Raw genomic sequence first — 12,886 nt, 5'->3', positions numbered from 1 at the left:
CTCAGCCTTTTGCAATGAGCCGTGAGTTGCGCTCATTGCGAAAGGCCAGTTGCTCGATGGTCTGGGTGGCATGTTCGGCTTCTTCCCGTGCCTGAAGGATGATGCCGTGCTGCTCGGACTTACTGCATACAGGGTCGGCATTGCTGGCGTCACCGGTGAGCATGAACGCCTGGCAACGGCAGCCGCCGAAATCCTTTTCCTTTTCATCGCATGAGCGGCAGGGTTCGGGCATCCAGTCGTAGCCGCGAAAGCGATTGAAACCAAACGAGTCGTACCAGATGTGCTGCATGCTGTGGTCGCGCACATTGGGAAACTGCACCGGCATCTGCCGCGCGCCGTGACAGGGCAGGGCGGTGCCGTCCGGTGTCACCGTCAGAAAGATGCTGCCCCAGCCGTTCATGCAGGCTTTCGGACGCTCTTCATAATAATCCGGTGTCACGAAGATCAGCTTGCACGGATGACCTTCGGCTTCCAGTTTGGCGCGGTATTCATTGGTGATGCGTTCGGCGCGCACCAACTGGTCTCGGGTCGGCAATAAGCCCACGCGATTAAGCTGCGCCCAGCCGTAGAACTGGCAGGTGGCGAGTTCGACAAAATCCGCTTCCAGCGCGATACACAGCTCGATGATGCGGTCGATCTTGTCGATATTGTGCCGATGGGTGACGAAGTTCAGCACCATCGGGTAGCCGTGCGCCTTGACCGCACGGGCCATTTCCAGTTTTTGCGCGAAGGCTTTTTTCGAGCCTGCCAGCAGGTTGTTCACCTGTTCGTCGCTGGCCTGGAAACTGATCTGGATATGGTCCAGCCCGGCCTTTTTGAAGTCGCTGATTTTCTGCTCGGTCAGGCCGATACCGGAGGTGATCAGGTTGGTATAGAAGCCCAGCTTGCGGGCCTCGGCGATCAGTTCGGCCAAGTCCTGTCGCACCAGTGGTTCACCCCCGGAAAACCCCAGCTGTGCGGCACCCATCTCGCGGGCTTCGCGAAACACCTTGATCCATTGCTCGGTGCTCAGCTCTTTGCCCTGCTCGGCGAAATCCAGCGGGTTGGAGCAGTACGGGCACTGCAGCGGGCAGCGATAGGTCAACTCGGCCAGTAGCCACAGCGGCAGGCCGATGGCGGGTTTTTCAGGCAAGGGTGATCCAGTGCTCAGCACGAGCGACCTCCATGAATTGCTCGATGTCTTCACCGAGCTCCGGTACGTCGGGGAATTGTTGGTCCAGCTCGGCGATGATGGCTGCCACGTCGCGCTCGCCGTCGATCAAACCGCCGATCAACGCGGCGCTGTCGTTGAGCTTGATCATGCCTTCCGGATAGAGCAACACATGACCTTTTTGCGCAGGCTCATACTGGTAACGGTAGCCCTGGCGCCAGGTCGGTATTTTGCTGCGATCAAAGCTCATAGGGTGATCCCTTTATGCCACACCCGCTGCTCGGTCACGCTGTGATAGGGCGGGCGTTTGAGTTCGTAGGCCATGCTCATTGCATCGAGCATGCTCCATAGAATATCCAGTTTGAACTGGAGAATTTCCAGCATGCGCTCCTGACCCTCGCGGGTGGTGTAGTGCTGCAAGGTGATCGCCAAGCCATGTTCCACATCGCGACGAGCCTGGCCCAGGCGGGTGCGGAAGTATTCGTAGCCGGCCGGGTCGATCCACGGGTAGTGCTGCGGCCAGCTGTCGAGGCGCGATTGGTGGATCTGCGGCGCGAACAGCTCGGTCAGCGAGCTGCTGGCAGCTTCCTGCCAACTGGCGCGGCGGGCGAAGTTGACGTAGGCGTCCACCGCGAAGCGTACGCCGGGCAGCACCAGTTCCTGGGAGCGCAGCTGGTCCGGGTCGAGGCCAACGGCCTGGCCCAGGCGCAGCCAGGCCTCGATACCACCGTCTTCCCCCGGTGCGCCGTCGTGGTCGAGCAAACGCTGGATCCACTCGCGGCGGATCTCACGGTCCGGGCAGTTGGCCAGGATCGCGGCGTCTTTCAGGGGGATGTTCACCTGGTAATAGAAGCGATTGGCGACCCAGCCCTGGATCTGCTTGCGGGTAGCGCGGCCTTCATACATCGCCACATGGTAGGGGTGATGGATATGGTAGAAGGCGCCCTTGGCCCGCAAGGCTGCTTCGAACTCGGCGGTCGTCAGCGGTGTGTCAGTCATTTCAGTGGCTCCTACAATTCAATGCTCATGCCGTCGTACGCCACTTCGACATTGCGCCGCACCAACTCGGCTCGCTCGGGGGAATCTTCATCGAGGATCGGATTGGTGTTGTTGATGTGGATAAGCACCTTGCGCTGCTTGGGTAGTTGCTCCAGCACTTCGAGCATACCGCCAGGGCCGTTCTGCGCCAGGTGGCCCATCTCGCGACCGGTGCGGGTGCCGACGCCACGGCGTTGCATTTCATCGTCATCCCACATCGTGCCGTCTACCAAAAGGCAATCGCTACCGCCCATGATATCCAGCAGCGGCGCGTCGACCTTGCCCAGGCCCGGGGCGTAGAACAGTTTACCGCCGGTGCGCAGGTCTTCGACGATCAGGCCGATGTTGTCACCGGGGTGCGGGTCGAAGCGGTGCGGCGAGTAGGGCGGCGCGGCGCTGCGCAACGGCAGTGGGGTGAAACGCAGGTTGGGGCAGGCCGGGATGGTGAAGCTGGCGTCCAGTTCGATGCGGTTCCAGGCCAGGCCGCCGTTCCAGTGGGTCAGCATGGTGAACAGCGGGAACCCGGTGCTCAGGTCTTCATGGACCATGTCGGTGCACCACACCTGATGCGGGCAGCCTTCACGCAGGCTCAACAGGCCAGTGGTGTGGTCGATCTGGCTGTCCATCAGGATGATTGCGCTGATACCGGTATCGCGCAGGGCGCGCCCGGGTTGCATGGGCGCAAAGCCCTGGAGTTGCGCGCGGATATCCGGCGACGCATTGCACAGTACCCAATTCACACCGTCGTCGGAGATCGCGATGGACGACTGGGTGCGCGCCTGGGCCCGCAGGCTGCCATCGCGAAAGCCTGCGCAGTTCACGCAGTTGCAGTTCCACTGCGGGAAGCCACCGCCGGCGGCGGAACCTAGAATCTGGACAAACATGATCGCTCCATCAAGCACAGCTCAAAACAAAAACGCCCCGGGCGAACCGAGGCGTTGTATTACTCAGCCAATCAACGGCTGGCGAAGTACATGGTGACTTCGAAACCAATACGCAGATCAGTGTAAGCAGGTTTGGACCAGGTCATATTCTTACTCCTATCAAGGGATGGGACGTTCACTACCAAGTAATACATATAGTCCACCTCCCATTGGAGATGTTCAGATATTGCTGCGCAATGTTACGCAATTCTTTTCAAGTTAGCGCTGTCTCGATGGAAAAAGCCTGTTGCAGGGTTGGCAACGATCATTGTGCCGCTTGCCAGTCATCGCTGATACGCGGGCCGTTAGCCACGCAGCGCCAGCCGCCTGCTGCTTCAAGGAGTTGTTGGGCTGCGTGCTGCAAGTCCTCGCGTGTGCGGCTTTGGATCAGGTGTTGAAGTTGATCCAGGTAACTCGACGAATGACCCGCTAACTGCGCGTGCCAAAGCAAATCGGCGGCTTGGCTGACGGGGAGTGCCTGCGCCGTGAATTGCTGCGCAAGAGGCTGATTGCCGACGTCTGCGCTGCGTTTGATCAAAGACGGCAGTTGTTGCAGGAAGGTTTGCAGGTGTTCGGCGATCCTGCCCAGTGACAGGCTGGGCGATTGCACGCCAAACAACAGGCCGGTTTGCCCGTCGACTTGTCGGATGCCGCTGAACACGGCGTAGCCGATTTGCAGCTCAACTCTCAAACGTTGGTAGAACGGGCCCTGGAGCATATGCCCGAGCAGCCGCCAGTTGGCCTCATCGACGAGAGATTGGCTCGGCACTGGACAAAAAAGCAGCAGCGCAGCGTCGCTGGATGCAGTGTTCACTGGGTGCCAGATCCGCTGCCCTTCAAGAACTTCAGGTGTGCATTGAATATGGGCCGGCTGCCCTGGCAAGCGGGCGGCTGCGATTTTGATCGCCGCTTCACAGGCTGCCGGCAAACCCGCACCCAGCCCCTGCCAGTGAGCGGTGGACCACGACGCTGGTGTCTCCGAGGAGTCGGCTGAAACACCGACGCAGCAAGCCGGCAACGCCTTGAGAAGTTCGCGAATGGCGATCATCGGCGGGGGCGTCGGTGATGACAGATGTGCATCCGAGCTGCTCAGGCAGCGCGCCAACGCTTCGAGCACGGCCGGCATCGGTTCGTGAAGGCCGTGCATGTTCACCCGCCAATCGTTGCCAATGGTTTCGCAAGACAACTCGACACCCGCTTGACGGGCTTGCTCGCGCAACGGCTGCAACAAGCTTTCCAATCCGGCGGGTACGGCAGCGTCAAACCGCCAATGCAGGTACAGCGCGCCTTCGTCGGTGTCATCCGCCAGTGCGTTGCTGAAGGTCAGCGCCGATAGCTCCCTCCGGCCCCGTAAGCGATCCTGGGCAAAGGTACGCAAGCCCCGATGGGCGCTGGTTTGGCCGCGGATCAAACCGGCGCGTTCTTCCTTGGCCGGCGGACGAAGAAAGGGGTTGCCAGGTGGGAGTTGCCAACTGTGTTCAGACGCGGGCAGATGCAGCGATGCAAGCATGGCCTTGAGGGCTGCAATGCCTTGGTCCGACAGGTCTTCGCTGTTGTCGCGAGCCAATGTCAGGGCGCCTTGAACCTGCTGTTGACGCGCATTGAGCAAGGCAAGCTCTTCACGTAATGGATTCCAGTCGCTGTGTGCGAAAAAGCTCAGCCAGTCATACAACAAGGCTTCGATCTGCGTCGCCGGTTGGCGGTCGCTATCGAGGGTAACGTCGATATCCAGTACCGCCTGGTCCGCGTAGTGGTACAGCACAGACGCATGCAGCGCGCTGGCCAGTTGGCGAGCTTTCAATTCGGCCAACAACCCGCCCGACGCCGAAGCGTTGAGCCAGGTGCAGAGAAACTCCAGTGCTTGGCGAGGGGCGTTACAGGTGATGACCTGATGCAGGTGCCGGCTGGCGGTGTATTGATAGCTGCGTGCCTGGCCGTGCATCAGGGGTGGTGGTGCGGTTTGCGGGTGCAGGGGGCCGGCAATCAGTTCGTCACCGAACTGCTGGGCAAGGGCTTGCAAGTCTGCCAGCGATTGCGGACCGGCGAGGCTCAAGGTCATCTGCCCGCTTTGATAGAAGTGCCTATGGAATTCGCGCAAGGTTTGCTGAAAATCGTCGCTTTCCACCGTCAGGCTGTCGCGGTTACCGGCATGGAATCCTCGCAGCGGGTGATCGGCCGCTAAACCTTGCAACAACGCAACTTGGTGTTGTGCCCTGGCGTCCTCGGACCAGGCCACGAACTCCGCGTGCAGCACTTCGCGTTCACGTCGTTGATCGTCGAGCGTCAGGCGTGGATGAGTCACCATGTCTGCCAACCGCGCCAGCCCGTCAGCGAAGGCCGACCCCGGCAGCTCAAAGAAATACTCGGTGGTTCGCTCGCGGGTACTGGCATTGACCTGCCCACCGAGGCGCTGCACGTAGGCCATCAATCCTTCCCCGGCCGGAAAACGCTCGGTACCGAGAAACAGCAAATGCTCAAGAAAGTGTGCCAGCCCCGGCCAGGCCAATGGCACATCGTGACTGCCGGCAGCCACACGCAGAACGGCGGCGCAACGCTTCAAGCGCGGCGCATGGCGCAGGGATACTCGCAGGCCATTGGCCAGGGTCAGATGAACGGGGTGAGGGTGAACCGGCGCAGGCATGGGCACTTCCGAGGCGTGAGAAGTGCCTATGCTAGCAAACCCGTGGGGTCAGGGCTTGTGCAGCGCGCCGTAGAGTTCGGGGCGTCGGTCTTGCAGGTAGTGGTTGGCGGCGCGGGCGTTGAGGATTGACTGGCGGTCCAGGGTGCCGACGATCAAGGCTTCGTCCAGGCCGGCCTGGGCGATACGTTGGCCATCCGGTGCGGCAATGCTGCTTTGTCCACAGTAATGAATCTCGCCTTCGTGCCCGCAGTAATTGGCATAGGCCACAAAGCACTGGTTTTCAAACGCCCGCGAACGCACGGTGACGTCGGCGACAAAATCGAACGGCACCATGTTGGCGGTGGGCACCAGAATCAGTTCGGCGCCGGCCAGGGCCAGACGCCGGGTATTCTCCGGAAACTCCAGGTCGTAGCAAATCAGAAACCCCAGCTTCCAGCCGTTGAGTTCTACCACCGGAAAATCATCGTCGCCTGCGCTGAACATGGCGTGATCCAGATCGCCAAACAAGTGGGTCTTGCGATAGTTACACAGGCGTTGACCCTCGGCGTCGATCAACTGGACGGCGTTGTAGATCTGCCCATCGTCAGCCCGCTCCGGATAGCCGTAGAGAATGGCCAGCCCGGCGTTTTTCGCGATCTCGGCAATGGCTTGGGCAGACTCCGCATCCCGCGCCTCGGCCAACGCGCCAACGGCTTCGGCGCCGATGTTATAGCCCGAGAGAAACATCTCTGGCAGCACCAGCACATCGGCGTCGGATGCCTCTTGCGCCAGTTGGCGCAGGCGCTGGATATTACCGGCCACATCCAGCGGCAGCGGCGGGCATTGGTACAGGGCGACACGCATGTTCAGCTCCTTACTCGGCCAGGGCGATTGGCCCGATTTCATCGAACACATCGCCGGGGCCCGGGTTCTCTGGGTGGGTGCTGCCACCGAAGTGGGTCATGATGCCCCACACCGCGTTGAGCGAGGTTTGTACGGCGCCTTCGACCCACGCGGGCGTCCACGATACGTCGTCACCGGCGATGAAAATCCCGCGTTGTTCGGCGGGCATGTCTTTCTGCATGAAGTGCGCGTACATCCGCTGGTTGTAGCGATAGTGGCCGGGCAGTGCACCTTTGAAAGCCCCGAGGAAGTGCGGGTCGGCTTCCCAGGAAACCGTGATCGGGTCGCCGATGATGCGTGCCTTGATATCGACGTTGGGGTAGATCTTGTTCAACGCGTCCAGGGCCAGCTTCACCCGCTTGTCGATAGGCTGGGGTAGCATTTTCAGGGCGTCGCTCATCCACGAGTAGGAAAGGCAAATCACCCCCGGCTTGTCGTCGCCATTATCGAACAGATAGGTGCCGCGGGTCAGGCGGTCGGTGAGGGTCATGCTCATCAGGTCGCGGCCGGTTTGCGGGTCTTTGTCTTTCCAGAATGGGCGGTCAACCATCACGAAGGTTTTCGACGACTGCATGTAGCGCGTGCGGTCCAGGGCCATCCACATTTTTTGCGAGAACAAGGTTTCGTCGCATTCAATCTGGGTGGTCAGCAGCCAGCTTTGGCAGGTGGTCAGCACCGCGGCGTACTCGCGGGTATCACCGTAGTTGTCAGTGACGGCGAAACGGCCATCGGCCGCATGAGCAATGCGTTTGACCCCTGCCCGTGGTGCACCTCTATGCAGCGAGCTGAGGCTGGTGCCGGCCGGCCAATGGGCGCAGCGCTCCGGCACATGACGCCAGATGCCCATGGGCACTTGCGCTACGCCGCCGACGACCAGGTGTTGATGGTCGTCGCAGTTGGTCATCACCACGCGGAAGATTTCCAGCATGGAGTTGGGGAAGTCCGAGTCCCAGCCGCCGGTGCCGAAGCCGACCTGGCCAAACACCTCGCGGTGATGGAACGACAACTTGGCAAAGGCCTTGGAGGTTGCGACGAAGTCGTAGAAGGTACGGTCATCCCACAGCGGCACGAGCTTGTTCCACAGTTCTTTGAGCCGCGGTACATCACGGTCGCGGATCGCCTGCTGGATATCGCCGAACTGCGAGCCGGCTTCCAGTGCATCGGCCCAGGCATCGGCCACTTCCTGAAACAGCGCAGGCAAGTCGGAGAGTTTTTGTGCGTAGTGGGTCTGGCCTTCCAGATCAATCACAGTGCTGCCGGACGCCGGGGTCAGCGGGTTGGGAAAGGGTTTGGTTTCCAGGCCCAACTTGTCTACGTAATGGTAGAACGCCGTCGACGACACCGGGAAACGCATCCCGCCCAGCTCGGCGATGATGCCTTCGGCGCCTTCGAAGGCCTGGGAGCGCAAGCGGCCACCCATCTTCGAGGCTTCATACACCACTGGCTTGAGCCCCAGCTTCATCAGCTCGTAGGCCGCGACCAAACCAGCGATACCGGCGCCCACGATCGCCACTTCGGCCCCATGGTTGGCGGCGGGAATACTGCCCAGCCCGGCGGGGTGCTCGATCCAGTCATCAAATGCGAACGGGAAATCCGGGCCGAAAATGGTGATGGGTTTCTTGCCGTCTGCTGGGTGGCGATTGGTCTTGCTGATAGTGCTGGACGGAATGCTCATGGCTGACCTTACTGACGGCTCGGCGGGATATGGCCCGTTGAGTATAGGAAAAGATGGCAGCCAGTTTAGGGAGCGTAGCGCTCGTTAATAAGACGCAATGTGTCGTCGGATTGCACTGATTTTTGTCAATATGACGAAGTGATCGATCAGATTGGCTGTCCGCGATCCAATTTGTTGCTGAGGATGATCGAGGTGGTGGTTTTCTCCACACCGTCGACACTGCCGATCTGATCGAGCAGTTGATCCAGTTGTTCCGGCGAATCGGTGCGCAGCCATGCCACGTAATCGAACTCGCCGCTGACCGCACACAACTGCTGCACCTGCGCCATGGCACTCAGCCTGCGCAGCACCTCTTTGCCTGAGCGTGGTTGCACGGTAATCCCCACATAAGCCTGCAAACCCCCATCCGCTACGCGCTGGCCCAGGCGCACGCCGTAACCGGTGATCACCTGGGTTTTCTCCAGGCGTGCCAGGCGTGACGTGACTGTGGTGCGCGCAATCCCCAGTTGCCGGGCAAGCATGGCCACGCTTTCGCGGGCATTGAGCTGCAGGGCGGCGATCAGTTGGCGGTCGATTTCGTCTAAGGCGGGCAAGGGGGGACTCCGGTGCGGACGACAATGAGCACGCATGGTACAGGCTGGGTCCGGCCGAAAGAACCGTTACACCAGACACGCAAAAGCCGCGCAATGCGCGGCTTTCAAGTTGGTGGGCCCAGCAGGACTCGAACCTGCGACCAAGGGATTATGAGTCCCCTGCTCTAACCAACTGAGCTATAGGCCCTCAGTAGGTCGCGGATTATAACGATGGTTTGTTCACTGTGCCATCCGAAAAATCCTCCAGCTTCGTACGAAGGAAGCTCGCGGCAAAAAGCTCCGGCGGCAGGGGCAGGCTGACGATGTAGCCTTGCATCTGTTCACAGCCTTCGGCGGCGAGGAATGTTTGCTGTGCGGGGGTCTCCACGCCTTCGGCAATGATGGTGAATTGCATGCTGTGGCCCAGCGCGATGATGGCGCGCACGATGGCGACGTCGTGGGGATCGTCGGGCAGGCCTCGAACGAAGGATTGGTCGATCTTGAGGAAGTCCAGGGGCAGGCGCTTGAGGTAGCTGAGGGACGAGTAGCCAGTGCCGAAATCATCGATCGCCAGCTGGACGCCCAAGCGTTTGAGTTGATGCAGAACCCCCAGGGCTTCTTCGGCCTGGCTCATGATGAAGTTCTCGGTGATCTCCAATTGCAGGCAGCCAGGTTCAAGGCGGTAATCGCGCAGCAGTTGTTCGATGCGTGACAACAGGTTGGGGTGACGCAGTTGCGCGCCTGCGAGGTTGACCGACAGTGGCCCGAAATCGTCGAAAGCCTCTTGCCAGGCGTGCAACTGCCGACAGGCTTGTTCCAGCACCCAGTCGCCAATTTGCAGGATCGTGCCGTTCTCTTCGGCCAGGGCGATGAAGTGTTCGGGCGGGACGTCGCCCAAGGTGGGGTGACGCCAGCGGATCAGGGCTTCGGCGCCGATCAGCTCTTGGGTCAACAGGCTGCGCTTGGGTTGGTAATAGAGGCTCAGCTCTTCACGTTCGATGGCACGGCGCAGCTCGTGCTCCAGCGCTACGCGTTCATTGGCTTGGGCCGTCAGGTCGCGGGTATAGCTTTCCACACGGTTGCGGCCCTTGGCCTTGGAGCGATACATCGCAGCATCGGCGTTCTTGACCAGAGTAGCGACGTCGGTGCCATCCTGTGGGTAAAGGCTGGTGCCAATACTGGCGCTGATAAAAAACTCATGCTCACCGGCCTGGAATGGGGGGGTAAAGCAGTCGAGCAGCTTGTTCGCCAGATACTGGGCATCGCCGGCCTGCTGCAAGCCGGGCAGCAAGATGATGAATTCATCCCCGCCCAGGCGGGCGACGGTGTCGACGTCGCGCAGTTGCTGCTTGAGGCGTACGGCGATGTCTTTGAGCAGCAGGTCGCCGACCGGGTGGCCGAGGCTGTCGTTGATGTGTTTGAAACGGTCCAGGTCAAGAAACAACACCGCGCCTTGCCTGCCGCTTTCCTGCTGGCCGTTAAGGGCGGCCTGCAGTCGATTTTCAAACAGGGTGCGGTTGGGCAACCCGGTCAGCGGATCGTGGTGGGCCTGATAGTCCAGGCGTGCCTGGGCCAGCTTGAGGCTGGAGATGTCGGCAAACACGGCAACGAAGTGCGTGATCAATTGGTCGCGGTTACGCACGGCGCTGATGGTCAGCCAGCTTGGGTACACCTCGCCGTTCTTGCGGCGGTTGGAAATCTCTCCCTGCCAGTGTCCATGGGCCGTCAATTGGTGCCACATCGCCGCATAGAATGCGCTGTCATGCAGGCCCGAGGCGAGCAAGCGCGGGGTATGGCCGAGTGCTTCGATTTCGCTGTAGCCGGTGATCTCACTGAAGGCGCGATTGACGGCACTGATGTTCTGTCGTGTGTCGGTGATCAAGACGCCTTCAGCGGTGCTCTCGAATACCGTGGCGGCCTGTTGCAGTTTTTCCTGCATCTGCTGGCGTTCGGTGATGTCCCGAGCGATGGTCAGCATGCAGTCTTCGTCACCGATGGGCAGCGGGCGACTGGAGACTTCGCAGAGGCGAAGCTGGCCGTCGGCGCGACGGATATGGCAGATGAAATCACGCACGAAGCCGTCGCGCTGCATCAATTCCAGCATGTGCTTGCGTTCGTTGAGGTCGACCCAGATACCCAGGTCCAGGGTTGATTGGTCGAGCGAAGAGGCGCTGGTGAATCCGGTCAGATGGCTGAAACCTTCGTTCACCTCAATCAATAGGCCATCCCTTTGGCGACTCAGCAGCAAGCCGTCGGGGGACGCATGGAACGCCTTGGCGAATTTCTCTTCGGAGGTTTGCAGTTGCTGTTGGGTTTCCTTGAGCTGGGTGATATCGCGCACCACCACAACCAGGGCTTCGGTGGTGTCGAGTTGGAAGGGCTCAGCTGAGATCAGCCCCGTAAACGCTTCGCCGTTGCTGCGCAGAAAGGACATTTCCAGGTTGCGGATACTGGTGGTCTGTACCCGCTGCAGCAAATCCGGCCCGACGCCCTGAATACGCCATATATTCAGATCTGAGGCGGCTTTGCCTACCACCTCGTCGGCGGTCAGGCCAATCTGGTCCTCGAATGCCTTGTTGACCTCCAGCAGGCAGCCATCGGATAGCCTGGCGATCACCAGAATGTCGGGGCATTGCTGGAACACCGACGCAAACTTCTGCTCGGACAGTTGCAGGGCTTCCTCCGTGCGCTTGGCTTCGCTGATATCGATCATCAGGCCGCGCAGCACTGGCTCATGGCCGTGTTCAATCAGGCTGACAATATCGCGCACCCACAAGCAACGGCCGTCCGCCGTGATGACCCGGTAATCGACGCTGTGATCACGATTGGCACGGGTTTCCCGGTAGCAATACGCTTCGGTGCGCGTGAGGTCGGCCGGGTGAATGATGTTGCGCCAGAAGCCCGGAATCAGCCAGTGGGCGCGCGGATAGCCGAGCAAGTCTTCAGCATGGGGCGATACGTAGCTGTAGGTGAAGTCGCTGATGCTTGCTTCCCAGGCGATGGCGGACAAGCTCTCTACCAGGCCGCGATAGTGGTATTCGCTGCTGCGCAGTTCTTGTTCAAGGGCGACCCTGCGGGAGATTTCCGAACTGAGCCGGCGATTGATCCGAATGACCACCGCCAGCACGGTACTGAGCAACAATACGGCGGGCAGGCCGTACGTCAGCAGGTCGACCCAGAAGGTGCGGTGATCGGTGAAGCTGCCGACCCAATGTTGCTGGATCGCATCGGTTTCGGCTGAGCTAAGGTCGGCGAGGACTTTGTCCAGGATGCCCACCAGCATTTTCTGTTCCTGCGGCACGCCCATTGCCAATTGGTAGCGATAGGGCGTTTCGCCGCTGACGTACAAGCCATCGAGCTTGAGCTGGCGCAGGCTCCAGACGCTGGATGCCAAGTCGCCGACGACGGCGTCCACTTCATCGGTGGCCAGGGCTTGCAGCGTCGAACTGACGTTGGGCATCGCCACCAGATTCAGGTCCGGGTGGTGAGTGCGCAGCAATTCATGGGGCGCATAGTTTTCCACCACGGCAATTTTCAGCCCGTACAAACCCTTTAGGTTGCGTGGTTTCGCGCCGCCTTCATGGGCAAGGATGACGATGGGAAAGTCGAGGTAGGGGCGTGTAAAGGCCAGGTAGCTTTGGCGCTCCGGAGTGGACATGATGCCGGGTAGCAAGTCGAGCTGGTTGCTCCGGGCTTGTTCAAGTACAGCGGTCCAATTTGCCGGTTCGATCAGCTTGATCCTGACACCCAGTCGGTCCTGGATCAGGCGTACATAGTCGGCAGCCAGGCCCTGGTAACGACCATTCTCATCACGGTATTCAAAGGGGGGCCAGGACGCGTCCACCCCAAGGCGAAGCTCCTGATGGTCCGCCAACCAGCTACGCTCATCCTCCGTGAGAGTCAACGCGCCAGCCGTTGCGGTCCAGGTCAGCAGCGACAGTAGCAACACGGTCGGCAATCTGGGCATAACGGTCTCGTTATGGCACGGGGAATAGTTCGAGTGTA

General features: G+C 60.4%; 10 protein-coding genes and 1 tRNA gene. All 11 read right to left on the bottom strand.

Going from position 1 to position 12,886, the window contains the following annotated elements; genetic code table 11:
* Position 1 precedes the first annotated feature (1 nt).
* The 11 genes from pqqE to PSEBG33_RS02620 all read right to left on the bottom strand — a co-directional run bounded on the left by pqqE (position 2) and on the right by PSEBG33_RS02620 (position 12,848).
* Complete coding sequence (gene pqqE, locus PSEBG33_RS02575) at positions 2-1,132, bottom strand: pyrroloquinoline quinone biosynthesis protein PqqE (RefSeq protein ID WP_050549385.1); 1,131 nt, start codon at positions 1,130-1,132, stop codon at positions 2-4.
* Positions 1,125-1,400 (bottom strand): pyrroloquinoline quinone biosynthesis peptide chaperone PqqD, encoded by a 276-nt coding sequence (gene pqqD / locus PSEBG33_RS02580; protein WP_005792077.1) that lies wholly within the window; start codon positions 1,398-1,400, stop codon positions 1,125-1,127. The genes pqqE and pqqD overlap by 8 nt, the downstream gene beginning before the upstream one ends.
* Positions 1,397-2,149: a pyrroloquinoline-quinone synthase PqqC gene (gene pqqC, locus PSEBG33_RS02585; RefSeq protein WP_005792075.1), complete on the bottom strand. Its 753-nt coding sequence runs from the start codon at positions 2,147-2,149 to the stop codon at positions 1,397-1,399. The genes pqqD and pqqC overlap by 4 nt, the downstream gene beginning before the upstream one ends.
* An 11-nt stretch (positions 2,150-2,160) precedes the next feature.
* A complete protein-coding gene (gene pqqB / locus PSEBG33_RS02590) occupies positions 2,161-3,072 on the bottom strand; it encodes a pyrroloquinoline quinone biosynthesis protein PqqB (protein WP_005792074.1) in 912 nt (303 codons plus the stop codon).
* Positions 3,073-3,143: 71 nt separating this feature from the next.
* Positions 3,144-3,218: a pyrroloquinoline quinone precursor peptide PqqA gene (gene pqqA / locus PSEBG33_RS29130; protein ID WP_003194766.1), complete on the bottom strand. Its 75-nt coding sequence runs from the start codon at positions 3,216-3,218 to the stop codon at positions 3,144-3,146.
* 158 nt (positions 3,219-3,376) lie between these two features.
* Positions 3,377-5,752 carry a pyrroloquinoline quinone biosynthesis protein PqqF gene (gene pqqF / locus PSEBG33_RS02595; protein ID WP_005792073.1) on the bottom strand — a complete coding sequence of 792 codons (2,376 nt, stop codon included), beginning with the start codon at positions 5,750-5,752 and terminating at the stop codon, positions 3,377-3,379.
* 48 nt (positions 5,753-5,800) lie between these two features.
* The gene (locus PSEBG33_RS02600) at positions 5,801-6,595 is read right to left on the bottom strand and encodes a carbon-nitrogen hydrolase family protein (protein WP_005792072.1); all 795 of its coding nucleotides are present in this window, start codon (positions 6,593-6,595) and stop codon (positions 5,801-5,803) included.
* 10 nt (positions 6,596-6,605) lie between these two features.
* A complete protein-coding gene (locus tag PSEBG33_RS02605; protein ID WP_032803990.1) occupies positions 6,606-8,288 on the bottom strand; it encodes a flavin monoamine oxidase family protein in 1,683 nt (560 codons plus the stop codon).
* A gap of 167 nt (positions 8,289-8,455) precedes the next feature.
* Positions 8,456-8,902 carry an Lrp/AsnC family transcriptional regulator gene (locus PSEBG33_RS02610; protein ID WP_003194755.1) on the bottom strand — a complete coding sequence of 149 codons (447 nt, stop codon included), beginning with the start codon at positions 8,900-8,902 and terminating at the stop codon, positions 8,456-8,458.
* 110 nt (positions 8,903-9,012) lie between these two features.
* A tRNA-Ile gene (locus tag PSEBG33_RS02615) sits at positions 9,013-9,089 on the bottom strand.
* Between the two features lie 15 nt (positions 9,090-9,104).
* Entirely contained in the window at positions 9,105-12,848 is a 3,744-nt protein-coding gene (locus PSEBG33_RS02620) for a bifunctional diguanylate cyclase/phosphodiesterase (protein ID WP_005792070.1), read from the bottom strand.
* Positions 12,849-12,886: the final 38 nt, after the last annotated feature.

It is taken from the genome of Pseudomonas synxantha BG33R, from assembly GCF_000263715.2.
Taxonomy (GTDB): Bacteria; Pseudomonadota; Gammaproteobacteria; order Pseudomonadales; family Pseudomonadaceae; genus Aquipseudomonas; species Aquipseudomonas synxantha_A.
This window is presented reverse-complemented; position numbering and strand designations above follow the sequence as displayed.

Bases quoted from the DNA above. Each gene is read 5' to 3' on its own strand.
- pqqC (WP_005792075.1), bottom strand. From the start codon at position 2,149: ATGACTGACACACCGCTGACGACCGCCGAGTTCGAAGCAGCCTTGCGG.
- PSEBG33_RS02600 (WP_005792072.1), bottom strand. From the start codon at position 6,595: ATGCGTGTCGCCCTGTACCAATGCCCGCCGCTGCCGCTGGATGTGGCC.
- PSEBG33_RS02620 (WP_005792070.1), bottom strand. From the start codon at position 12,848: ATGCCCAGATTGCCGACCGTGTTGCTACTGTCGCTGCTGACCTGGACC.
- pqqB (WP_005792074.1), bottom strand. From the start codon at position 3,072: ATGTTTGTCCAGATTCTAGGTTCCGCCGCCGGCGGTGGCTTCCCGCAG.
- pqqF (WP_005792073.1), bottom strand. From the start codon at position 5,752: ATGCCTGCGCCGGTTCACCCTCACCCCGTTCATCTGACCCTGGCCAAT.
- pqqD (WP_005792077.1), bottom strand. From the start codon at position 1,400: ATGAGCTTTGATCGCAGCAAAATACCGACCTGGCGCCAGGGCTACCGT.